The 22,408-nt window shown below is 59.5% G+C and carries 20 protein-coding genes; 8 read left to right on the top strand and 12 right to left on the bottom strand.

Annotated features, from left to right (window positions below; genetic code table 11):
* Positions 1 to 114: 114 nt before the first annotated feature.
* Genes EPE01S_RS04000 through EPE01S_RS04020 form a run of 5 tightly spaced genes read right to left on the bottom strand, consistent with a single transcriptional unit; the run spans position 115 to position 5,929 of the window.
* A complete protein-coding gene (locus EPE01S_RS04000; RefSeq protein ID WP_062743303.1) occupies positions 115 to 903 on the bottom strand; it encodes an ABC transporter ATP-binding protein in 789 nt (262 codons plus the stop codon).
* Between the two features lie 12 nt (positions 904 to 915).
* Entirely contained in the window at positions 916 to 1,947 is a 1,032-nt protein-coding gene (locus EPE01S_RS04005; protein ID WP_062743304.1) for a FecCD family ABC transporter permease, read from the bottom strand.
* Positions 1,940 to 2,929: a FecCD family ABC transporter permease gene (locus EPE01S_RS04010; protein WP_062743305.1), complete on the bottom strand. Its 990-nt coding sequence runs from the start codon at positions 2,927 to 2,929 to the stop codon at positions 1,940 to 1,942. Before EPE01S_RS04010 ends, EPE01S_RS04005 begins: the two co-directional genes overlap by 8 nt.
* Positions 2,926 to 3,843 (bottom strand): ABC transporter substrate-binding protein, encoded by a 918-nt coding sequence (locus EPE01S_RS04015; RefSeq protein ID WP_062743306.1) that lies wholly within the window; start codon positions 3,841 to 3,843, stop codon positions 2,926 to 2,928. The genes EPE01S_RS04010 and EPE01S_RS04015 overlap by 4 nt, the downstream gene beginning before the upstream one ends.
* Positions 3,833 to 5,929 (bottom strand): TonB-dependent receptor, encoded by a 2,097-nt coding sequence (locus EPE01S_RS04020; RefSeq protein WP_174522405.1) that lies wholly within the window; start codon positions 5,927 to 5,929, stop codon positions 3,833 to 3,835. Before EPE01S_RS04020 ends, EPE01S_RS04015 begins: the two co-directional genes overlap by 11 nt.
* Positions 5,930 to 6,381: 452 nt before the next feature.
* On the opposite strand from EPE01S_RS04020, the gene EPE01S_RS04025 reads away from it, so the two are divergent.
* Both EPE01S_RS04025 and EPE01S_RS04030 read left to right on the top strand, forming a co-directional pair.
* Positions 6,382 to 6,777: a (R)-mandelonitrile lyase gene (locus EPE01S_RS04025; RefSeq protein WP_218007818.1), complete on the top strand. Its 396-nt coding sequence runs from the start codon at positions 6,382 to 6,384 to the stop codon at positions 6,775 to 6,777.
* A gap of 130 nt (positions 6,778 to 6,907) precedes the next feature.
* Entirely contained in the window at positions 6,908 to 7,807 is a 900-nt protein-coding gene (locus tag EPE01S_RS04030) for a LysR family transcriptional regulator (RefSeq protein ID WP_062743308.1), read from the top strand.
* A gap of 19 nt (positions 7,808 to 7,826) precedes the next feature.
* On the opposite strand, the gene yghX is transcribed toward EPE01S_RS04030, so the two are convergent.
* Both yghX and EPE01S_RS04040 read right to left on the bottom strand, forming a co-directional pair.
* Positions 7,827 to 8,714, bottom strand: a complete 888-nt coding sequence (yghX, locus tag EPE01S_RS04035) for a YghX family hydrolase (protein ID WP_062743309.1) — start codon at positions 8,712 to 8,714, stop codon at positions 7,827 to 7,829.
* Positions 8,715 to 8,802: 88 nt separating this feature from the next.
* Positions 8,803 to 9,678: an ABC transporter substrate-binding protein gene (locus tag EPE01S_RS04040; RefSeq protein ID WP_062743310.1), complete on the bottom strand. Its 876-nt coding sequence runs from the start codon at positions 9,676 to 9,678 to the stop codon at positions 8,803 to 8,805.
* Positions 9,679 to 9,999: 321 nt separating this feature from the next.
* On the opposite strand from EPE01S_RS04040, the gene EPE01S_RS04045 reads away from it, so the two are divergent.
* The gene (locus EPE01S_RS04045) at positions 10,000 to 10,296 is read left to right on the top strand and encodes an Rdx family protein (protein ID WP_062743311.1); all 297 of its coding nucleotides are present in this window, start codon (positions 10,000 to 10,002) and stop codon (positions 10,294 to 10,296) included.
* Between the two features lie 61 nt (positions 10,297 to 10,357).
* On the opposite strand, the gene EPE01S_RS04050 is transcribed toward EPE01S_RS04045, so the two are convergent.
* From EPE01S_RS04050 to EPE01S_RS04060, 3 genes are all read right to left on the bottom strand, one after another.
* Positions 10,358 to 12,748 (bottom strand): TonB-dependent receptor domain-containing protein, encoded by a 2,391-nt coding sequence (locus tag EPE01S_RS04050; protein ID WP_062743312.1) that lies wholly within the window; start codon positions 12,746 to 12,748, stop codon positions 10,358 to 10,360.
* Between the two features lie 253 nt (positions 12,749 to 13,001).
* Complete coding sequence (locus tag EPE01S_RS04055; RefSeq protein ID WP_062743313.1) at positions 13,002 to 13,481, bottom strand: GNAT family N-acetyltransferase; 480 nt, start codon at positions 13,479 to 13,481, stop codon at positions 13,002 to 13,004.
* 74 nt (positions 13,482 to 13,555) lie between these two features.
* A complete protein-coding gene (locus tag EPE01S_RS04060) occupies positions 13,556 to 14,896 on the bottom strand; it encodes an LLM class flavin-dependent oxidoreductase (RefSeq protein WP_062743314.1) in 1,341 nt (446 codons plus the stop codon).
* A gap of 234 nt (positions 14,897 to 15,130) precedes the next feature.
* Here EPE01S_RS04060 and EPE01S_RS04065 point away from each other — a divergent pair, with 234 nt between their 5' ends.
* Entirely contained in the window at positions 15,131 to 16,048 is a 918-nt protein-coding gene (locus EPE01S_RS04065; protein WP_062743315.1) for a bestrophin family protein, read from the top strand.
* A 142-nt stretch (positions 16,049 to 16,190) separates the two neighbouring features.
* On the top strand, positions 16,191 to 17,222 hold the full coding sequence (locus tag EPE01S_RS04070; protein WP_062743316.1) for a Gfo/Idh/MocA family protein: 1,032 nt from the start codon (positions 16,191 to 16,193) through the stop codon (positions 17,220 to 17,222).
* An 81-nt stretch (positions 17,223 to 17,303) separates the two neighbouring features.
* Here the strand turns inward: EPE01S_RS04070 and EPE01S_RS04075 are convergent, their stop codons facing one another.
* Positions 17,304 to 18,308: a Gfo/Idh/MocA family oxidoreductase gene (locus EPE01S_RS04075; RefSeq protein ID WP_062743317.1), complete on the bottom strand. Its 1,005-nt coding sequence runs from the start codon at positions 18,306 to 18,308 to the stop codon at positions 17,304 to 17,306.
* A 111-nt stretch (positions 18,309 to 18,419) separates the two neighbouring features.
* Here EPE01S_RS04075 and EPE01S_RS04080 point away from each other — a divergent pair, with 111 nt between their 5' ends.
* Both EPE01S_RS04080 and EPE01S_RS04085 read left to right on the top strand, forming a co-directional pair.
* Positions 18,420 to 19,481, top strand: a complete 1,062-nt coding sequence (locus EPE01S_RS04080; protein ID WP_062743318.1) for a LacI family DNA-binding transcriptional regulator — start codon at positions 18,420 to 18,422, stop codon at positions 19,479 to 19,481.
* 246 nt (positions 19,482 to 19,727) lie between these two features.
* Positions 19,728 to 20,882 (top strand): MFS transporter, encoded by a 1,155-nt coding sequence (locus tag EPE01S_RS04085; RefSeq protein ID WP_062743319.1) that lies wholly within the window; start codon positions 19,728 to 19,730, stop codon positions 20,880 to 20,882.
* On the opposite strand, the gene EPE01S_RS04090 is transcribed toward EPE01S_RS04085, so the two are convergent.
* Positions 20,875 to 21,798, bottom strand: coding sequence for a LysR family transcriptional regulator (locus EPE01S_RS04090; protein ID WP_062743320.1), 924 nt, complete (start codon positions 21,796 to 21,798; stop codon positions 20,875 to 20,877). The two genes, EPE01S_RS04085 and EPE01S_RS04090, sit on opposite strands and share 8 nt — an antisense overlap.
* A gap of 106 nt (positions 21,799 to 21,904) precedes the next feature.
* On the opposite strand from EPE01S_RS04090, the gene EPE01S_RS04095 reads away from it, so the two are divergent.
* Entirely contained in the window at positions 21,905 to 22,408 is a 504-nt protein-coding gene (locus EPE01S_RS04095; protein ID WP_062743321.1) for a phenolic acid decarboxylase, read from the top strand.

Genomic DNA, 22,408 nt, shown 5'->3' on the forward strand with positions numbered 1-22,408 from the left:
GCTGCACGCAGCGGTGTTACGTTGAAAACAGCCGCTGCGACCGGGACAGCGGCAGCGGCTGCAGCAGCACCCTGCAGCGCTGCCTGCAGACGTGCGGCCGCTAGCGACTGTACCTCAGACGTGATCCCGGCTTAACGGGATCACCAGCGGCGTGCCGTAGAACGGATCGTCAATAATACGGCAGTTGAGGTCAAAAACGGTTTTTACCAGCGCCTCGCTGAGGATCGCCTGCGGTGCGCCTTCAGCCACCACGCCCCGCTGGTGGACGGCAATCAGATGGTCGGCGTAGCGGCAGGCCAGGTTCAGATCGTGCAGCACCATGACGATGGTTTTATTCTGCTGCCGGTTAAGGTCGCGCAGCAGATCCAGCACCTCAATCTGATGGGCCAGATCGAGAAAGGTTGTGGGCTCATCCAGCAGCAGAATGCCGGTGTTCTGCGCCAGCGTCATGGCAATCCAGACCCGCTGCCGCTGCCCGCCAGAGAGCGCTTCAACCGGGCGGTCTGCCAGTGCGGTGGTGCCCGTCCGCTGCAGGGCGGCGTCCACTTCCGCCTCATCCTGCGCTGACCACTGCTGCAGCCAGTTCTGCCACGGGTAACGCCCCAGGCTCACCAGCTGGCGCACGTTAATCCCTTCCGGGGCCACCGGATTCTGCGGCAGGATCGCCAGTTCCTGCGCCACGTTGACTGTGGATTTCTGCTGGATGTCTCCCCCGTTGACCCATACCGAGCCGCTGTGAGGTTTAAGCAGGCGGGCAAATGCGCGCAGCAGCGTGCTTTTACCGCTGCCGTTACTACCGATCAACACCGTCACTTTGCCCTTTGGCAGCGTAATGTCCAGATCGTCAATAATGGTCTGATTCTGGTAACTCAGGGTCAGACTGCGGGCGGCGATGGCCGTCATAACTCAGTTTCCTTAGTGACGCTGTGCGATCAGCAGATATAAAAAGAATGGCGTGCCAAGCACGGCGACAAAAATGCCCGCGGGCAGATCGGCCGGCAGAAAAAGCACCCGTCCGATCAGGTCAGCCAGCATCAGCACCATGGCACCCACCAGGGCGCTCATCAGCGCCTGTCCGGTAAACCCCGGGGAAACCAGCCGTTTGCCAATGTGCGGAGCAATCAGCCCGACAAACGCCATCGCTCCGCCCCAGGCAATCGCCACGCCGGCCAGCGCCACGCTTACCAGCAGCAGCCCGCCGCGCTGCCACTCAACGCGCACGCCAATCCCCCCCGCCAGACCCGGATCCAGCTGCTGCACGATCGCCTGTCGTGCCAGCCAGACCAGCAGCGGCAGGATCGCCAGCAGCCACTGTGCCAGCGCTGTCGCCTGTGACCAGGTGGCACCGTAGACGCTGCCCGTCAGCCAGAGGTACGCCGACAGCGTGGTGGTCAGCGGGCTGAAGACCAGCACCAGCGTGGTCACCGCCCCCAGCAGCGCCGAGATACCCACGCCGATCAGCACCAGACGCAGCGGTGAAGCGCCCCGCTTCCAGGCCAGCAGCCAGACGCAGCTGGTTGCCAGCCCGGCTCCGGCCATGACCGCCAGCGGCAGCAGGCCGTCGCCCCACGTCAGGCTGAAAAAGGCCAGATAGAGCACGGCGGCGGTGCCGGCACCGCTGGTGATGCCCAGCAGGTCGGGCGAGGCCAGCGGATTGCGGATAATACTTTGCAGGATCAGCCCTGACACCGCCAGCGCCCCGCCCACCAGTCCCGCCAGCACGATACGCGGCAGGCGCAGCTGCTGAATAATAAACGTCATACCGCCCGGATCGTCGCTGACCAGCAGCCGCAGGACGGTTAAAGGTGACATTGTCACCTTACCCTGAGTCAGTGACAGCAGCATGACCAGCAGCAGTGCGCCCGTCGCCAGCAGCACACGCCCTGCGGTACTCAGGTTGATCTGCCGGGAGAAACCGCCGCGCCGGAAGGTGATCACTTTATCCATATCGTCCTCCGCGCCGTGCCAGCCAGATAAAGAATGGCGCGCCGAACAGTGCGGTCATCACGCCGACCGGCACCTCCTGCGGCAGGATCACCACCCGCGCCAGCATGTCGGCCAGCAGCAGCAGCAGTGCCCCGCCCACCGCACAGCCCGGCAGCAGCCAGCGGTGGTCAATGGAAAGGGTTCTGCGCACCATATGCGGTACCACCAGTCCAATAAAGCCAATGCTGCCGGCCAGCGCAACGGCACAGCCGGCCAGCACCACAATCAGCCCTGCCAGCAGCAGCCGGATGCGTCCGGCGTGCTGTCCCAGCGCGGTGGCGATGTCGTCTCCGGCATTCATCACATTCAGCTGCCCGGCAAACAGCAGTGCCACCGCCAGCCCCAGCCCACTGAGCGTCAGAACGGGCCAGACTGCAGACAGCTCACGTTCGGTCAGCGATCCGGCCAGCCAGAACAGCACCGTATCCAGGCCCTGCTGATCGATGACCAGCAGGGCCTGGCTGAAGGCGGTAAACAGGGCGGTGATCGACGCCCCCGCCAGCACAATGCGCAGTGGATTTAAGCTGCCGCGCCCGGCCGTACCGATGGTCCACACCAGCGTGCCTGCCAGCGCCGCGCCGGTAAAGGCGCACCACAGTAAGCTGTTCAGGGAGGCAACGGAAAACAGCGAGCTGCCGAGAATAATCAGGAAAGTCGCGCCGGCATTGATACCAAACAGGCCGGGTGACGCAAGCGGGTTACGCGTCAGCGCCTGCATCAGCGCGCCGGCTACCGCCAGGCTGGCCCCCACGGCCAGCGCCATCAGGGTGCGCGGCAGACGGGAAGTGGTGACGAGGATATGCTGCAGGTTCATGGCATCATGGCGGACCAGTGCGCCCCAGACCTGCGGCAGAGAGATCCAGCTGGCCCCGGTCATCAGACTGAGCACCACCGCGACGGCCAGCAACAGCGTCAGCAGGCCGAGTTTCAGCGCGGGGCTCATGCTGCCGGCTCCGTGAGTAGCAGACGTTCAATGTCGTCCAGCACCGCACTGGCGGCGATTATCCCCCCTGAGAGCACCCAGGTCACGCTGTCCACCTGCCACACCCGGTGATGCTGTGGTGCCTGCATTTGCTGCCACAGCGGATGCCTGACCAGACTTTGGTAGTTTTCCCGCACCACGGCTTTTTCCGCGTGCAGCATCACGAAGAACAGGTCGGCGTTGACCACCGGCAGGCTCTCGCGTCCGCTCAGTTTGATCGACACGCCCGTTCCCTGCCGGGCGGCTTCATTCCAGGTGAAACCCAGTTCGCTGAGGATCGTGCCGGGAAAACTCTGCGGCAGATAGCTGCGCAGGTGGTCAGCCCGGATATCCAGCACTGAAACAGTCAGCGGCCAGCGTGCGGCAAAATGCTGCGCCAGCAGGCCGCGCAGCCGGGTGACACGCTGCGTGAAGCGGGTCAGCAGATCCCGGGCACCCTGCTGACGATTGACCGCCGCCCCCACGGCGTGGACGGTCTCTCTGAATTCAAACACATTATCCAGCATGACCAGCGGCGCGATCTGTTTCAGCAGCGGTGCCAGCGCCTGATGGCGAAAGCGGGAGGCAATAATCACGTCCGGCCGCAGCAGCACGATATCTTCCAGGCTGGGCTGGGTTTCGAGACCCACATGCGGCACATTCTGCAGTGCCGTACGCAGATAGCGATAAGTGGGTTTTTCACTCCAGGAGTCCACGACCGCGCAGGGGATCACCCCTAGGGCCACCGCGGCGTCGGTGGCCCCCTGGAACAGCGTGATCACCCTGAGCGACGCAGGTGCGGCGCGGGCCGGGGCCAGAAAACAGGCGGCAATAACCCCTGCCCCCAGCCGCAGCAGATAGCGTCGTTCAGGACAGGGTAAGACCTCAGAAATCAACGTTGTAGCCCAGCGTCACCGTGCGTCCACGACCGGAGAAATAGCGGTCAGGCTCCACCAGCGCGCTCTGCGAATAATAGGTCATGTACTGTTTATCAAACAGGTTGGAAACCGCCAGGTTAAGCTGTCCCCGCGGCAGCTTGTAGCCCACGGCAGCATCAACCAGCGCGTAGCCGGTAAAGTCTTTATCTTCCTCATCAAACTCACGACTCAGCGCCCAGTTGGCCTGAATAAACGAGGTCCACTGAGGTGACCAGTTGGCAGACCAGCTGGCGATAATGCGGTCAGGAGAGACGTTCAGGCCGTCGAGTTTCGCATCCAGGCTGCCGTTATCATCGCTGTCATAGCGGCCGCGCATGTGGGAGTAGCTCAATTTCAGACGGTGATCGTCGTTCACCGCATAGCCCAGCGTACCTTCAAACCCGTCTATCTTCGTTTTCTCACGGCGCGTGACATACATATCCCCGACGCGGTCAACGCGGCTGCCCAGTTTAGACTTTGACTCGTAGTAGCTGAGTTCAAAGTCAAACGGCTGCTGATCCACGCGGAAGCCGTATTCGGTATTCTCCGTCACAATCGGCTGCAGATTCAGGAAGGTGCCGGCGCTCATGCCAGGCTGATTGATACCGCGCAGTACGCGGCCCACGTCCGGCATGGCAAAGCCCTGCGAATAGTTGGCAAACAGGCTCAGCGGCGCTACCGGCGTCCAGACAGCACCGACGTTGTACAGCGTTTTATCAAAGTCCGGCTTGCCCCCTTCCACCGTGACGCTGTTAGCGCTGGCAATGGTCTGGTAACTGTCGATGTCCAGGCGGGCATACTCATAGCGCACGCCGCCCGACAGCTTGAGCGATTCGACGGGTGTCACTTCCAACTGTAAGAACGGTGACAGGTCGGTGTATTTGATTTCCGGGACATAGGTACGCCCGGTTCCCCACAGATCCTGCTTCGACTGGTCAAACAGGGTATCGAAGCCCAGCGTTACCTTCAGATAGTCGTCCCAGATATCCGCTTTGGTCAGCGCCATCTTGGTACCGTACTTGGTGGTGACCGCACGCGACTGATCGTACAGCGTACCGACAGGCGCAATGCTGGGATCCTGGAATGAACCGGACAGCGCAGAACCGAACAGGGCTTCATAATGCTGATAATACGCCAGCGCCGTCAGCTGCATGCCGGCCAGGTTGTAGTTGTCATAGGTCACTGCGGTGTTCCACACGCTGTTATGCGGCGCATCGCCTTCCGGGGTACCCTTGATCGAGGTGGTGGGAATGCCGCGATCGCGATCCCCGGTGACGCTCAGGTAGTCATTCTTGCCCTTAAGCTGGTAATAGCTGGCACTGAGCTGGATACGCTGATCGTCGTCCAGCCAGTAGCCCACCTTCCCCAGCAGGTCATAGGCGCGTGAATCCATCAGGTCACCCTGGGTGTTATCTACACCGACCGGACGGTTGTTGCCGTCAAGGTACAGGCCCTGATCCTCATAGCTCGCCGAGAACAGGTAGTCGAGATACTCTTCCCGGCCATTCACGCTGTAGGTGGACTTATAGCTCATGGTATCGCCCTTCAGCTGCGAGGTGGGCGATGAGGTTTCGATGCCAAAATGCTGATTCAGCGCCCCCGGCTCCGGTCGTTTGGTGATCAGATTGATCACCCCACCTGCCGCGCCAATGCCGTTGCTGGCGTTCGCGCCGTGGATCACCTCAATGCGTTCAATCATTGAGGCATCAATGGTGTGCATTTCCCGTCCGGTGGGACGCAGCGGGTTTGACTGTGGAATGCCGTCAATCATCACCAGCGGCGTGCGGCCGCGCAGGGTTTCACCGCTGCCGCTCATTTTCTGCCGGCTGGGTGAGAAAGAGGGCAACAGGTTGCTGAGGATCTGCGAGGTGTCAGAGGTGATCTGTCTCTGCTGCTCAATCTGCTGCTTTGTAATGATGGTGACGACCTGCGGCGAATCTTTTTTCTCACTGGCGGTACGGCTGGCACTGACCACCATATCCGCTCCATCGCCCGCCGTCTCTTCTGCATACAAAGGCCCTGCCAGCAGCAGTGGCATCAGCGAATATAGCGCCCTGACTTTCATCTCACGATCCTTTTACCTGGGGAAAACCCGCCCTTCGGGCAGGCTAAATGCGCCTGACGGCACCAGTGAAAATGCGAATGGGATTATTATCATTATCATTTACGGTAACAACCGGAATAATTAGACATTTTTCCTTACGCCTTGCTTACACTGTGAAAGAGAATCGATACTCCCCTGCACAACCCACTGAATTAAAATAATAAAAAGAGATTCAGCACGCCTTTCTCACTGCCCGGTTCTTGTCGTTCTTTTGCTTTAAAATGTGATCGAAATCACATGTTACCGTCTCAAAATTAGCGTAACAGGGTCTACACGCGCCGGTAAAACAGGCTTATTCCTGACAAAAGCGGCGATTAATGAGTTCAACTCATGACGTCTATATGCCCGGCGCACTCAATTCGCCTGCTGAAATGGCCTAAGATGGAAGCTCACAACACGAGGAAGACGTCATGATTGAGATTACTAAAAGCGGCAGTAAACCTGCTGTCACAGGCCCGGCCGACTATTTTACCGGCACGGTCAGCATCGATGCCCCGTTTAACGCCAGCGCACCGGCCCGTACAGGCGGTGCAACCGTGACATTTTCCGCCGGTGCGCGTACCGCCTGGCACACCCACCCGCTTGGGCAGACGCTGATTGTCACGGCAGGTCAGGGCTGGGTGCAGGAATGGGGCAAAGAAGCCCAGGTGATTGCCTGCGGAGATATTGTCTGGATCCGTCCCGACGTTAAGCACTGGCACGGGGCCGGAGCCGATGCCGCGATGACCCATATTGCCATTGCCGAAGCACAGGAGGGCAAAGTGGTGGACTGGCTGGAACACGTCAGCGAGGCGCAATATCCGGGTTAATGCTGCTTTTGCGCCGGGACCCGGCCCCTGCCGCCGGATCCTTTAGCGTCCTGACTTATGAATTTTTCGCATCAGTGAAGGGGAAGGATTACACTGACCCTATTTAGCGAACGGCGTGCCGGGGTAAAGCGTGTTAAAAGAAAACTTTAACGATCTCATCTCTCTGATGGTGGTCGCGCAGGAACGCAGCTTTACCAAGGCCGCAGCCCGGCTGGGCGTATCGCAGTCGGCCCTCAGCCATTCGATCCGCGCGCTGGAGGAGCGTCTGCAGCTTCGTTTACTGACGCGTACCACGCGCAGCGTTGCCCCAACCGAAGCGGGCGAAAAGTTAATTAACGCTATCGCTCCCCGCATGAACGATATCGAATCCGAACTGATCGCCCTGACAGACAGGCGGGCTGTCCCGGCCGGCAACCTCCGCCTGACGGCCGGTGAACATGCCGTCACCACCACCCTGTGGCCCGCCCTGCAGCCCTTTTTAGCGCATTATCCCGACGTCAACGTCGAAATCGCTGTGGATAATACGCTGACCGATATTGTCAGCGGCCGTTTCGATGCCGGGGTCCGCCTGGGTGAACAGGTGGCGAAGGACATGATTGCGGTGCGCATTGGCCCCGACTGGAGTATGGCGGTGGTCGGTTCGCCGGGATATTTTGCGCGACACGGCCGCCCGCAGACGCCACAGGAACTGCAACACCATCGCTGTATTAATATACGTCTGCCCACCCTGGGCGGCCTGTATGCCTGGGAATTTAAGCAGGGCCAGCGCGAAATTCGGGTGCGGGTCGACAGTCAGCTGATCGTGAACAGCATCGAAACACGCATTGCCGCAGCCATCGCCGGCCTGGGACTGGCCTGTGTCCCGGAGGACAGTGTAGAGGCGGCGCTGGCCGGCGGCAGTCTGGAGCGGGTGCTGGTTGACTGGAGCGAGCCGTTTACCGGGTATTATTTATATTATCCCAGCCGTAAGCAGCATACGGCGGCTTTTTCCCGCCTGCTCGAGGCTCTGCGTTATCCACCTCAGGAATAAGCCCTTCCCCCTGCCCGCCTCAGACCAGATAGCGGTTAAACCAGGCGATTGTCCTCTCCCACGCCAGGTCAGCAGCGGCTTTGTCGTATCGCGGCGTCGAATCATTGTGGAAGCCGTGATCCACGCCTTTATACACGTAGCCTTCATACACTTTATGATGCGCCTTCAGCGCGGCCTCATACGCAGGCCAGCCTTCATTAATGCGCGTGTCCCGTTCCGCATAGTGCAGCAGCAGCGGAGCCTTAATTTTTGGCACATCTTCCACTTTCGGCTGACGCCCATAGAACGGCACGGCGGCCGCTAATTCAGGCCAGGCCACCGCTGCCGCATTCGCCACCCCGCCACCATAGCAGAAGCCGGTGATGCCTACTTTGCCGCTGGCCTCGGGGAACTGCATCATAAATTCGATCGCAGCGAAAAAGTCATTCATCAGCTTTTCCGGGTCAATCTGCTGCTGCAGCTCACGTCCTTTTTCATCGTTGCCGGGGTAGCCGCCCACGGAGCTTAATCCGTCAGGAGCCAGGGCGATAAATCCGGCTTTCGCCACCCGCCGGGCCACGTCTTCGATATAGGGATTCAGGCCGCGGTTTTCATGCACCACCACCACGGCAGGCACCCGCCCGCTGACCCTCGCCGGACGCACCAGGTAGCCTTTTACGCTGCCGTGGCCTTGGGGTGACGGGTAGTGAATATACGCCGCATGGATATCAGGATCGGTAAATTCAACCTGCTGTGCCAGGGCATAATTCGGCGTCAGCAGTGTACCGAGCGCCGCCGCCGACAGGCCGCCAACGACAAATTTCGCCGCCATATCCAGGAACTCACGCTTGCTGATTTTTCCATGGACGTAGTAATCAAAATAGTTGAGCAGTTCAGGTGGGAAGTCTTTTGCCGTCATACGTGTCATGCGTCAGGCTCCGTACGGTGCAGGTCAGAGGGGCCGTCCTCTTCGGGGCAGCCCGGAAACAGGGATAACCTTGACAGGCCCCCCTGTGTTAAAGGTAGGCCCGGCACGGCTCGGCCGCAACGCTAATCGTCAGCGGCTGCGGAATAAACCGCGCGGCCAGCAGGTCGTAAGCCTGCCGCTGCTGCTCCGACAGCAGCGCCGGCGTGACAGGCTGGAAGCCCGAGGCCTGGTTGCGGATGGCCGCCAGCCAGCGATCCACACCCGGAGAGCCCGGTAAATGCTGATGGATAATCCCGGCGGCCTGCTGGCGGTGCCCGGCTATCCAGCGGTCGTTCTCTGCCAGCACTGACAACAGGACGTCTACCTGCGGCGCCGACTGATGCCGCCAGCGCTCCCGGCACCAGAGCAGGGAACGGTTTCGCACCGCCCCGGCGGGCGGCACAAGACAGCGTACTTTTTTTGCATCCTGCGCGGCAGTGAGCCAGGGATCGATAGCGGCCCACAGATCGACGCTGCCCTCGCGCAGCGCGCGGGCAGCATCGCTGCCGTTAAGATCGACCAGGGTGATATCCTCCAGCGTCAGATCGTGCTGCAACAGCAGCCCGGCCAGAAACGGTTCGGTCACGGTTCCCCGCATCCCGGCGATACGGGCCCCCCGCAGCGTCTGCAGGCTGCGGTGCGCCCCGTCTTTCATCGCCAGCAGCGCACAGGGTTCAGCCCGGTCAGGCGATGCCGCCAGATAAGCGATATCCAGGCCACGACTGTGGGCCAGAACGGGCAGCGTTGAGCCGGTACCGATCACATCCAGTGCCTGCTCTGCCAGCAGAACAGCGCCATCACCGGCGTGATCATAATCTGTCCATACCACGCCGCCGTGTGCGGCCAGCGCGGCTTCCAGCACCCCGCGATGGCGCAAAATAAACAGGGGGAGAAGATGAGGGTGACTGCCAATGCGTAAAGTCATCCGTGGTTGCCCTCCTCACCCTGCGCCTGCACGAGGTCAGCACCGCCGGGCCTGCGGTAAAATCCGTCGATGTCCATGAAGCCTTCCTTCTTTTGTCAGAGGTCAATGACAGCAATAACAAAGCCGCCCTGACAGAACAAAGAAGAAATCGGAGAATGTTCAGCGTGAAATCGCATTTAGCGCTCTGGCAATGCCCCCGCCCACCCGTCGCGGGGGTTTATTTTTTACGCGGGCGCTGAGTGTAGCGGTCCCTTTAAGGTACACTTGGGCCTGTTTTTCGCTGCGGAAAGTAACGTTTATTGCCTGAGGAGGTGACCTGCTGTGAGTCAATTACCTGTTGTAACCATACACTACTGTTCCCAGTGCAACTGGATGCTGCGCGCCAGCTGGATGGCGCAGGAACTGCTGCATACGTTCAGTACCGACCTCGGCGCGGTCACGCTGATCCCCGGTACCGGTGGGGTATACGAAATCACCGTAAACCAGCAGGTGATCTGGAACCGTAAAACGGACAACGGTTTCCCGGATGCTGCGGAAATTAAGCGCCGCCTGCGCGCCGTTTGTTTCCCGGAGCGCGACCTCGGGCACATTGACCAGCACGCGAAGCCCGCGGAATAAAGCATAAAACGGGATGACCGGCGTCGGTCATCCCGTGTCAGCGTCTGGCGGCTTTCCCCCCTCAGAAGTCGACGTTCACCCCCAGCTGGAAGTTGCGCCCCGGCATCACCGCCAGCGCACGATCGTTGGCATCGCGGGCGGTGACGTCCGTCAGATCGCGGCTGCTGAGGTAATCCCGGTACTGGCGATCGGTCAGGTTATACACGCCGCCACTCAGCTTAACGTTTTTCGCCACCCTGACCCACGCCGTCATATCCAGCATGCCGTAACCCGGCACGCGTGTATATTCTGTGGTGCTGTCGGCCAGCGCGGTGCCGCTGTTCTGATAGCTGTTGCGGCTGGTGCTCTGCGCCTGCTTGCCTTTCACAAAGGTGGCGGTCAGTGCCGTACCGAAGCGCTGTGCCGGGTCATCCCACGCCACGCCCACGACGGCTTTCATCGGGGCTACGCTATCGAGGTCGACATATCGGTCGCCGTCATAGCGGGACTTTGCCTGGCCTTTGCTGTAGCCCAGCGCAAAGGTGGTGCTCAGGCCGTTCACCTCTTCAAACCAGCTACCATAGTTAATTTTGGTGCTGACTTCCCCGCCCCAGATATAGGCTTTATCGCGGTTTTCCGCCTGATAGATGGTGGCAATATTCGCCGGGACATTGACGAACTTGTCCGGTGCGCCCGCGCGGGTGTAACGGGTGGAGGCAATAAAGTTTTTATAGGTGTTGTAGAACATAGCCCCGTGCAGCGTAACACCTTCCGTGGCCTGGCCTTTGATACCCCACTCAACGTTATTGCTGGTTTCGGTATCCAGATCGGTATTGCCTAACAGCGCATACTGGCGGTTACCTAAATAGCTGGAACCGAGGTTCCACGAGCCGTAGAGCTGGCTGGCGTTCGGGAACTGCGCACCGCGCCTGTACTGCACGTACGTCATCAACTGCGGGGTAATGTCGTAGTTAAAACTGATGGACGGTAACAGCTGAGTGTCGCTGTTGGTTTTACCGTACAACTTCTCTGCGTCTTCCGGCGTCAGCACGTCAGTGCCGGCGGCCATATTCCCCAGGTTCTGTGGTTTCGTTTCCTGATGCGCGACGCGCACGCCCGGCACCACCGAGAATGCATGACCATCAAGGTCAAACAGAATACTGTCCTGCACAAAGGCACCCAGCACCAGTGTGCGGCTGTCGCCCTCGGGCTTGGTGGTCATGCCCGTACCGCTCTGTGCCGGTGACTGGCTGAACGGACGTTCCGTTTCCGAGAGGCGTCCGTTGATCCCGGCCAGCAGATCGTGACGGCCCAGGTTTTTTGTCAGCTGTGCCTCATAGCCCCAGGTGTTGACATTGTAGTCAGAGTAAACGCGCTGCATCGCGCCACCGGTCGCTAACGGCATCAGCGTGTTGTCGTGCGCTTCCGTATGCTGGTAGTAAATCTTATTGCTCAGGCTGTCGATCCACGCGCTGGCAGGCGTCCACTCATCTTTCAGACTCATGCCCCAGCGCCGGGTATTGCTCTGCTGGCTGGCAGTGCCGTCAATAGCCGTGCCGCTATTGTTCCAGCTGTCGTAATGGGTGTGATTCACTTTGCTGTAGAAGTCGACCGTACCGGTGAGCTTATGCTCGTCGTTCGGCTGCCAGATGCCCGAGGTTAACAGCGCATCGGAGTGCCAGTTGGCCGGGTAAGCGTCAAACTCATCGCTGTTATTACGCGTCTGCTGGCCATCACGGCGGCTGTACACCACCAGGCCACGCAGCGTGTCATCTCCGGCAGCGGCGGTAATGCCGTTATGCCAGCTGCGGCTGGCGGAGTCATAATCGCTCTGGAAGCCGAAGGCCGTGTGCTTATCCGGGGTGAGATAATCATCAGCAGATTTGGGCAGGAAGGAGACGGTGCCGCCCAGCGCGGTATTGGCGCGCTGTGTGGCCGTGGCACCGGATTCGATCTCAACGCGACCGTAGAGATACGGGTCAATGTAGTCACGCCCGATCCCGAAGGTATTAACCCCGGCACGGCTGGCATAGCTGCGCCCGGTGGCCTCAGGCTGAGGGATCCCGTCGACGTCGAGGGCAACGCGGTTGCCTTCCAGCCCGCGAATGTTATAGCCGGTGTAACCACCGCGATCGAAGCCACTTTTCCCGGTGGAAGAACCACCACTGCTGCCTACCGCACCGATCAGCGGCTGGTAGCGCATGATGGAGCCAAAATCATTGCCACCGCGCTGCTGCATCTCTGCGGCACTGAGGGTCACCGAACTGCCGGCCACATTTTTTACCACGGGCGACAGCACGGTCATCACCGCGTCGTCGTCAGGCGTTGTGGCTGCATTCTGCTGCCGGGCTTTAGCGGTCACCGCGTTACGGTCGCTATCGGCGGCTGCGCTGCCGGAGAGGGTCACGCTGAGCAGGGTCCCTGCCACGAGTGAGGTGTGCAGTAATCCCTGAGGGGATGAAAACTTAATCATGCGAAATACCTGCGATGTTTTTATTGGTATTCGCTCAACAACAGCTTCAGAAATATCAACAAACAAGGCCCTGCAGGCAGGGCAAAAAGCGTTATAATTTGCGACATCATATACAAATGATAATCATTATCAATCATAATATGACAAAAAAAGTCAATTTATTGCAACCCAATACCCGCTGTCTCTGATGCTGAAATAAAACAGGCACCCCATCCGGGGTGCCTGTTGGCGATGTGGTCGGACGAAAAAGCGATCAGGACTCCGCGAAGTCCGTCAGCACCTGACCTTCCATGCGGTAGCGTACCCACTCATCCTGGGGCGCAGCACCGATGCTTTTATAGAAGTCGATGGCCGGCTGATTCCAGTCCAGCACGCTCCATTCCAGACGACCACAGCCGCGGGATACCGCCAGCTGCGCAATGTGCCGCAGCAGCATTTTTCCGGCTTTCTGTCCGCGAAAGCGTGGGCTGATGTAGAGATCTTCCAGGTAGATACCGTTTTTTCCCAGCCAGGTTGAGTAGCTGGTAAAAAACACGGCATACCCGGCGGGTTCGCCATCCACCTCGCACATCAGCGCCTCAGTGTGCGATTCGGGCGCGAAGAGTGAATGCTCAATATCCTGCTGGCTGGCCACCACTTCGTGCAGCGCTTTTTCATACTCGGCCAGCTCGGCGATCATCGCGAGGATCAGTTTAGCGTCCTGATGCTCTGCGCGGCGGATAACGATAGTCATGATGATTCCCTTTAGGTGACGGTTGATAACCGTCAGCATAACCGCTTCATCCCGCTGACTGAAGTGGAAATCCCCTAGCCCGCCTGGCGTAAATGTTCACGTGCCAGGCTGTAACGGTTAGGCCGGGCCGGGATAGCCAGCCGATCGCGCAGGGTGACATGGGTATCATCCTTGTGCCAGTAACCACGGGCTTCAAGGAGGGGCAGCACATGGCGCACCACATCCTCCAGCGCTTCATTCAGTACCGGCCCGCAGAGGATAAATCCGCTGGCGCCGCCCTGTTCCACCCAGCGAATAAAGGTTTCTGCCACCTGTTCCGGCGTGCCAAAGAACTCCCCCTTCGGCAGCGTGGTGCGGAAGGCCACTTCGCGCAGCGTCAGCTGCTCTTCTGCCGCCAGGCGCTTTATCTGATCGGTGGTGGAACGGAAACTGTTTTCTCCCAGCGTACCCAGTTCCGGGAACGGGCCGTCCGGATCGTACTGGCTGAAGTCATGATGGTCGAAGAAGCGGCCAAGATAGTTCAGCGCCTGCTCCAGCGACAGCAGTGACAGAAGATAGCGGTATTTTTCTTCTGCTTCTGCCGCCGTTGCGCCAACGATCGGATTGATCCCGGGGAAAATCCCTACCGGGGAGCGGCCCTGCTGCTGCACCTGCCGGTTAAGCTCAGTGGCATAGGTTCGGGCCTCTTCCAGCGTGCGCGCATTGGTAAACACCGCATCCGCCGAGGCGGCGGCCAGCCGGATACCTGATGCCGACGCGCCGGCCTGGAAGATCACTGGCTGGCCCTGCGCAGAGCGCTGGATATTCAGCGGGCCTTCCACTGAAAAATGTGCGCCCTGGTGATTCAGCTTATGCAGTTTGCTGGCGTCGAAGAACTCGCCGCTCTGCCGATCGCGAATGAACGCCCCCTCTTCCCAGGAGTCCCACAGTCCCTGTACGACTTCAATATACTCACGGGCGATCTCATAGCGCTGGCTGTGCTCAGGGTGATCTTTACCAAAGTTACGTGCCGAACCGGCCAGCGGGGAGGTCACCACATTCCAGCCCGCACGCCCGTTGCTTAACAGATCGAGCGATGCCAGCTGGCGCGCGACGGTGAACGGATCGCTGTAAGAGGTCGAGATGGTGCCCGCCAGACCAATACGTCGGGTCACCGCTGCCAGCGATGATAGCAACGCAATCGGCTCGAAGCGGTTGAGGAAATGCGGCAGGGACTTTTCATTGATATGCAGGCCGTCGGCGACGAAGAGAAAGTCCAGTCCTGCCTCTTCTGCCTGATGGGCTAACTGGTGATACCAGCTGACGTTAACGCTGGCATCGGCAGGCACGCTGCGGTGACGCCAGGCGTTCATAAAGCCGCCTGCGCCCTGTAGCATCAGGCCGAGCTTGATCCGCTGTGGGGTTTTCTGGCTCATGGTTCTCTCCCTGTGATGGTGAATATGCCCCCAGATTTTCATAAAACCGCGGCGGAATTAAATACCAATATCCCCTTTGCAATGCCGCATTTTGACTATCCGGCCGGCCTTTTCGAAACCCGGATAGATTCCGGCGGCAGGTTTACATTTTCCTCGCCCGTGCGGCCCGGTATGATGTGGCGCTTTGGTTAACCCGATGTTATTTGACCGCTACTACTCTGGAAGTCCTGCGTTATGATCGTACGTCCCCATCAACACTGGTTCCCGCGCCTGTTCTCCTGGCACGGGGCGGTGTTATCGAAAATTCTGTTCCGCCTCAGCCTTAACCTGTTGATGGCTATCTTCGCCGTGATTTGTTACCAGTGGTATGAAACCCTCGGCGTGCGCCTGACCACCGCCCCGTTCAGCCTGCTGGGGGTCGCCATTGCCATCTTCCTCGGCTTTCGTAACAGCGCCAGCTATGCCCGTTTTGTTGAAGCCCGCACGCTGTGGGGCGGCCTGCTGATCGCCCAGCGCTCGCTGCTGCGCCAGGCCCGTGGCGCACTGCGCCGTGACCCCGCCGCCGTGCGTGAACTTGGCGGCCTGCTGATGGCGTTCAGCTGGAGCCTGAAGCACCAGCTGCGCGGCACCGACGCCCGCGAGGATATCCTGCGCCTGGCCCCCAAAAGCGTACAGGACGAGGTGCTGGCCAGTCCGTTTCGCGCCAACCGTCTGCTGCTGTGTATGGGGAGCTGGCTGGCAGACCGCCGTGACCAAGGCGCAATTCCTGACCTGCTGTATAACGGCATGGATGGCAACCTGAACGATCTGGCGCATATTCTCGGAGGCTGTGAGCGTATCAGCACCACGCCAATCCCCTTCGCCTACAGTCTGATTGTGCACCGTACGGTTTATCTGTTCTGCACCCTGCTGCCGTTTGCTCTGGTGGCCGATCTGCACTACATGACGCCGCTGGTGTCGGTGTTTATCTCTTACACCTTCCTGTCGCTGGAGTCGCTGGCGGAAGAGCTGGAAGATCCGTTTGGCACCGCGCCGAACGATCTGCCGCTGGACGCCATCTGTAACACCATTGAACGCATCCTCAGCGAGATGAACGACCTGACCCCACTGCCGCCGGCACACCAGCCGGACGCCAAATTTAATCTGACCTGATGGCTGACGGGCGAACCGCAGCCGCAGGTTCGCCCGCCCGCCTCCTGCCGATTGATGGGAACCCATCATCAAAGCCGTTCCGCCTGTTCCTGCTGCTGACTATAGTGAAATCATCACCCTACCCCTTATGTCAGGAGCGTTCATGTTTCCTTCGCAGTTACCCCAACCCCGTACCCTTGATGCCAAAACCGTGCCTGTCCTGCGCTGGGGAATTATCGGCCCGGGATGGATCGCCGAACGGTTTGCCAGAGCCCTGAAAACAGGCACCGCACAGCAGCTGGTGGCGGTCGCCTCTCGCTCACAGGAACGGGCTGACGCCTTCGCCCGCAGGATGGCTATCCCACAGGCTTTTGGCAGTGCCGCAGAGCTGCTGGCCCGGCCGGACATTGATGCGGTGTATATCGCCACGCCACACAACCATCACTACCCGGACGGACTGCAGGCGTTACAGGCCGGTAAACACGTGCTGATTGAAAAACCGCTGGCGCTTAACGCCACCGAAGGCCGGGCGCTGGCCGCCCTGGCACAGCAGAAAGGCCTGCTGTGTATGGAAGCGATGTGGTGTGACTTTCTGCCGAAATATGACGTCATCAGCCAGCTGCTGGAAGACGGTGCGCTCGGCGATTTGCATACCCTGCTGGCCGATCACGGGGAGTATTTCACCCCCGATCACCGTATTTTTAACGCCGATCTCGCCGGTGGCCCGATGCTGGATCTGGGCAGCTATCTGATTAGCTTCAGCGTGAAGGTGGCGGGTGCGCCTGCCGCCATTTATGCCACCGGACAGCCAGTGCCTGGCGGGGTGAACGGACAGGCTTCAATGCTGCTGACGCACGCTAACGGAATGCATTCGGTGCTGAATACCACGCTGTTCAGCAATACACCGGGTGGTGCGGTGATTGCCGGGCGCGATGCCTCGCTGAATATTGCCGGATCTTTCTATGCCCCCGGGCCGTTTACGCTGACCGCCAGCCAGGGAGGAAAAGTGCTGCACTTCGACGAGCCGCGTAACCGTTACGATCAGCTGTTTCATGAGGCGGTGCATTTTGCCTGGTGCGTCGGCCAGGGCAAAACCGAATCATCGGTGCGTCCGCTGTCGGCATCGCTGAGCACGTTAACGGCCATGGATGAAGTACGTCGTCAGATAGGCCAGGTGTTTAACGAGGAAAAATAACCTTTCTCCCCCAGCCCGACGGCTGTACCACGACAAAGGGCAGGACACTTTCAGGGGGCCTGCACGGGCCCCCTGCTGATGTTATATCGCCTGCACCTGACAGAAACTGCCTGTTTCCAGCGACTTCACCGCGGCTTCAGCTATCGCCTGCGCCTGCAGTCCGTCCTGCAGGCCGGGAACCGATACTGCCTCGCCGTTCAGTGAGCGCACAAAGGCATCCAGATGCAGATAATAGGTTTCTTTCACCCGGCTAAACCAGTCAGCGTACAGGGCCGGACGGGTAATCCCCTCGGTGGTATAGAGCGTGGCTCCCTGCGGGCTTTGTGCGCCGGATTCCGACATGCCTTTTGACCCCAGCAGGGTAATGCGTTCTTCATAGCCATAACCGGTACGGCGGGTGTTATCCAGCTGTGCCAGTGCCCCGCTGGCCATCTTCATGATCAGCACTGAGGTGTCCACATCGCCAAATGCGCTGATCTCAGGCATCGCCAGCGCCGACCCCAGTGCACCGATGGTGTCGACCTCGTCTCCGGTCAGCCAGCGCAGCAAATCGAAAAAATGGATGGCCTGATCACGCATCTGCCCTCCGGAAGTTTGCAGGTAACTCAGCGGCGGCAGCTCAGAGGCGCGGCAGACCATCTGGATCAGCTCGGCTTTACCCAGCAGGCCCTGCTGCAGATACTGCTTTAACTGATTATGGCTGGGATCAAACCGCCGATTAAACCCGACGGTGACCGGCACCGGATAGCGGGAGACGTCATCCACCACCCGCCGCGCTTTATCCAGTGACAGGTCAATCGGTTTTTCACAATATACCGCCTTACCGGCGGCAGCGGCGGCGGTCAGGAACGCCGCATGGGACGGTGTCGAGGTGGCAATCAGCACGCTGTCGATGGCATCACTGTTGATGGCATCCAGCACGGTACCCACCCGCGCGCCGTAACGCGCAGCAACCTCACCGGCGCGGGCGCTGTCCTGGTCAGCCACCATCACCAGTTCAACATCCGGGTGGGCAGCGAGATTTTTTGCATGAACCTGACCGATAAATCCTGTGCCCAGCAGGGCAAACCTACGTTTCTGTGCCATGGTTGCGACGCCTGTTTTGGTTAAATGTTAACGTTTCGTTGCCAGGATAACGTTAACGAATATACTTGCTGAAACGACATTTTGATGGGAAGCCATCATACGGAGTGAAGGGTGAAGAAGATCACGCTGGAAGCGGTGGCAAAGCAGGCGGGCGTCGGCATTGCCACCGTTGACCGGGTTATTAATGAACGGGGCGGCGTGTCTCCGGCCACCACACGCCGGGTGCTGCAGGCAGCAAAAGAGGCAGGCCTGAAGCGCGAGCTGCCTGATGCGCATCGCCAGCCCTGGCAGATTGAACTGCTGCTCAGTAGCAGCGATGCCTTTTTCTTCAGTCAGCTTTCTCAGGATTTCAGCCGGCTCGCCGGGCAGCTGGGCTATGGTCATGTCACCCTGCACCGCACCCTGATCCCTGAAGCCGAGCCGGAAATGCTGGCGGCACATATTGTCCGGGCGGCGGACAGCCGCGATGGCATTATTGTGTTTGCTCATGAACATCCGGCGATTTTTTCCGCGCTGCAGCAGTGCCAGGAACGGCAGGTGCCGGTGATCACCCTGGTGACTGACCTTCCGGGCGCGGCGCGGCTGTGCCACGTCGGGATCAACCAGACTCAGGCGGGACGCACGGCGGGGTTACTGATGGGCAATATGCTTAATGCGCCCGGTGAGATCATTATTATCAGCGGACGCTTCGATTATCTGGCACACCGGCAGCGGGTCGAGGGATTCAGCGCGGTGATTGCCGACAGGTTTCCCCATCTGCGGGTCCACAAGGTGCTGGCTGCCCGGGATGACCGCCACCAGGTCAGTCGTCTGCTGGAAGAGCAGCTTTATCATCACCAGACGATTCAGGGTATTTACAACACCGGGCTGGGTAACCGTGAAATCGCTGAGGTGCTCGCCCGGCACCGTCTGCTGAACACGTCCCGCTTTATTACCCATGAGCTTTATCCCACCACCCGCACACTGCTGGCGGATCATGCTGTGGTGCTGACGCTGGATCAAAATACGCGTGAACATGCCCGCCGGGCGATGACGCTGATGTTAAACCGGCTGGAACGGGAGATGATGCCCACAGAATATCAGGACGGGAAAGTCGAGTTGATGTTATATACGCGGGAAAATATGTCCCCCGGGCCGGAACAGGCAGTCCGGGGATCGCATCAGCCCCCCTGAATGATCCGCGGCATCCGCCTGCTGCGAACTATCCACAGGCGTTGTCGTGCAGGGTTAACTTTTATTCATCCATCCTGCGCGACACCATCATGGGCTGTCTTTCCGCAAGCCGGTGCTGGCTCAGAACGACCCCGCGCACTGTTTTTATTAATGCCACAAAGTTACCCTTGCCGCTGATGGCATTGCCCTATTATCCGGTGTTCATTCCGCCATTGAACAATAAACCGGCTATTTCAGGAGTATACTATGCCTGCGAATTCGGCGTCAGCCCCCCTTCCCGCCCCAGACGTTGCCTTCCCGCCCGGCTTATTTGCAGCGGTGGTGATACTGGCCGCCGTTTCGCCGGGTGTATTAATGATGGCGCCTGCGGTCGCCACGCAGTTACACAGTCAGTGGCAGCTTTCGACACTCCAAATCGGCCACCTGTTTTCCTGTGAACTGGGCGGCATGAGTGCGGCCACGCTCCCTGCCTGGTGGTGGAGCGGAAGAATCAACTGGCGGAAAATTGCCCTCCTCGCTGGCGTGGTGTTTATTCTGGGTAATCTGTTGTCGGCGCTGACCCTCCGCACCGACCTGCTGATGATCTGCCGCTTTATTGCCTCTCTGGCCGGTGGCACCCTGATGATCCTGAGCATCACCTGTGCCGCCGCCGCGGCCAACACCGGTCGGATTTATGCTTACTGGGTGCTGGGCCAGTTGCTGCTGGGCACCGTCGGCCTGCTTGCCCTGCCGCCACTGTTTAGCCATTTTGGTCTGGCGGTGGTCTACCTGCTGCTGGCATTCCTGATGCTGTGCAGTCTGCCGCTGCTGCGCTATCTGCCCGCCGGGTTTCACCCCCCGCCGGTCAGCGCCGCAGCACAAATGGCACCCTCAAGGGGGCGTAAACTGTGCGCGATCCTCGCCGTGCTGCTGTTTTACGTCAGTCTGAGTGCCGTGTGGACGTTTATCGGCGAGATTGCCGTCCGCGCCAGCCTGTCAGCGCTGCAGAGCGGGGACATCCTGGCGGTCGCGACGGTGGTGGGCATTATTGGTGCTGTCGGGGCGGCGATGATGGCTGCCCGTTTCCGCCCCGGCACGTTGTTGTGGGTCGGCTATGTCCTGCTGGTGCTGGCGATTATGCTGCTGGTCCGGCATCCCATGGCGATCCGCTTCGTGCTTGCCGCCATCATCTTTAAGTTTACCTGGACCTTTCTGGCACCGTTCACGATGGCACACGTTGCCGCGCTGGATAACGATGGAAAGCTGATGAATAACATCAATCTGGTGATTGGCGGCGGTATGGCGCTGGGCCCGTCGCTCGGGGCCACCCTGTTAACCTCTTTCGGCGGGATGGACGCGCTGCTGACGGGTGCACTGGCCAGCGCCGTGCTCTCCGGGCTGCTGCTCGTTGACTTCAGCTGAGGAAATCCCCGCCATCAGGCCCCCCAGCCGCACTCTGCGCCGCGTTCAGGGCGCGGAACAGGGTCAGTAGCGTAACAATCTCGCCCTCCTCAGCCTGAACGCGAGGGTCAACCAGCAGACAAAGTGAGCTGGTGCGACGCTGGCCGCTGCTCAGTGGCAGTGGCTGCAACTCACCGCTTTCGAGCCACGGCGCGATCTGTGACGCCGGCAGCCAGCCATACCCGACCTGATGCAGCACCGCCTCGACAGCGGCCTCAATGCTGGTAAACGTCCAGTTTTCTGCAACAGCCTGCGGGCCATCCTGCTGCCGGTGGCGGTCAAGAATTTCTACCAGCGGAAAACGGGCAAGCGTGCTGTGGGCCAGCGGAGCAGCCAGCGCCAGCAGCGGGTGCTCGCGCTGGGCAACAGCAACAAAGTCAATATCCAGCAGGTTTTCTGCCGGACGCTGGCCACAGCTTTCACGCGTCAGGATCAGTATATCCGCCTGCCGCTGCTGCAACTGCTGTGCACTCTCTCCGCGCAAGACCTCCGTCAGGTGTACCTGGGTTGCCGGGTGGCGTTGCTGAAACTGACGCAGGACTCCAAACAGCACTCCCCGGGGAAAGATACTGTCAACCACAAGGTCAATTCGCGCCCGGCTTCCCGCCTTTAGCGAGGCGGCGCGATTCTCCAACTGAGCAAAACCGTCGAGCAAGGGCCGCGCCTGAGCCAGCAGGATTTGACCTTCGGGCGTGAGGACGGCCCGACGCCCCTGCGGCATCAGCAGAGCAATACCCAGCCGCTCCTGCATCAGTCCCAGCTGATAACTGATCGCCGACTGGCTCCGATTCACCCTTTCGGCGGCGCGCGCAAAGCTGCCGCAGGCGATTACTTCCTGCAACAGCTGCCACTGTTCAAGGCTGGTTTTACTTAACATAGACATCATTCATCGAATTTTTAAATTAATATGTCGCAAAATTACCGTTATTAATCGAAAAAATCCAGAGCTACAGTAGGGGCTGACAATATTAAGGAGAAACATCATGACCCGTTTTAATCAGCATGACCTGAGTCAGTTCGTGGGCAAACATCTGGTTTATACCTATGACAATGGCTGGGATTACGAAATTTATGTGAAAAATGCCCATACGGTGGACTACCGCATTCACAGCGGCATGGTGGGAAATCGCTGGGTGAAAGATCAGCAGGCCTTTATCGTCCGCATTGCCGCCGGGGTTTATAAAATCTCATGGCATGAACCGACCGGAACCAGCGTGAGTCTGGTGGTGAATCTGAGCGATAAAATTTTCCATGGCACTATCTTCTTCCCGCGCTGGGTGATGAATAACCCGCAGCAGACCGTCTGCTTCCAGAACGATCATATTGCGCAGATGGAGGCCTATCGCGATGCAGGGCCAGTCTGGCCGGTTGAAGTGATTGATGAGTTTGCCACGTTAACGCTGATCCGCGACTGTGGAGAGAATAACGAGGAGGTGATTAACTGTGCAGCCAGTGAGTTACCGGCAGATTTCCCGGCGGGATTATAG

The organism is Erwinia persicina NBRC 102418 (assembly GCF_001571305.1).
In the GTDB taxonomy this organism is placed as follows: Bacteria; Pseudomonadota; Gammaproteobacteria; order Enterobacterales; family Enterobacteriaceae; genus Erwinia; species Erwinia persicina.

Coding starts and splice junctions, on each gene's coding strand:
- EPE01S_RS04040 (WP_062743310.1), bottom strand. CDS start 9,678: ATGACTTTACGCATTGGCAGTCACCCTCATCTTCTCCCCCTGTTTATT.
- EPE01S_RS04010 (WP_062743305.1), bottom strand. CDS start 2,929: ATGAGCCCCGCGCTGAAACTCGGCCTGCTGACGCTGTTGCTGGCCGTC.
- EPE01S_RS04065 (WP_062743315.1), top strand. CDS start 15,131: ATGATCGTACGTCCCCATCAACACTGGTTCCCGCGCCTGTTCTCCTGG.
- EPE01S_RS04055 (WP_062743313.1), bottom strand. CDS start 13,481: ATGACTATCGTTATCCGCCGCGCAGAGCATCAGGACGCTAAACTGATC.
- EPE01S_RS04060 (WP_062743314.1), bottom strand. CDS start 14,896: ATGAGCCAGAAAACCCCACAGCGGATCAAGCTCGGCCTGATGCTACAG.
- EPE01S_RS04075 (WP_062743317.1), bottom strand. CDS start 18,308: ATGGCACAGAAACGTAGGTTTGCCCTGCTGGGCACAGGATTTATCGGT.
- yghX (WP_062743309.1), bottom strand. CDS start 8,714: ATGACACGTATGACGGCAAAAGACTTCCCACCTGAACTGCTCAACTAT.
- EPE01S_RS04050 (WP_062743312.1), bottom strand. CDS start 12,748: ATGATTAAGTTTTCATCCCCTCAGGGATTACTGCACACCTCACTCGTG.
- EPE01S_RS04095 (WP_062743321.1), top strand. CDS start 21,905: ATGACCCGTTTTAATCAGCATGACCTGAGTCAGTTCGTGGGCAAACAT.
- EPE01S_RS04085 (WP_062743319.1), top strand. CDS start 19,728: ATGCCTGCGAATTCGGCGTCAGCCCCCCTTCCCGCCCCAGACGTTGCC.
- EPE01S_RS04020 (WP_174522405.1), bottom strand. CDS start 5,929: ATGAAAGTCAGGGCGCTATATTCGCTGATGCCACTGCTGCTGGCAGGG.
- EPE01S_RS04000 (WP_062743303.1), bottom strand. CDS start 903: ATGACGGCCATCGCCGCCCGCAGTCTGACCCTGAGTTACCAGAATCAG.
- EPE01S_RS04070 (WP_062743316.1), top strand. CDS start 16,191: ATGTTTCCTTCGCAGTTACCCCAACCCCGTACCCTTGATGCCAAAACC.
- EPE01S_RS04005 (WP_062743304.1), bottom strand. CDS start 1,947: ATGGATAAAGTGATCACCTTCCGGCGCGGCGGTTTCTCCCGGCAGATC.
- EPE01S_RS04090 (WP_062743320.1), bottom strand. CDS start 21,798: ATGTTAAGTAAAACCAGCCTTGAACAGTGGCAGCTGTTGCAGGAAGTA.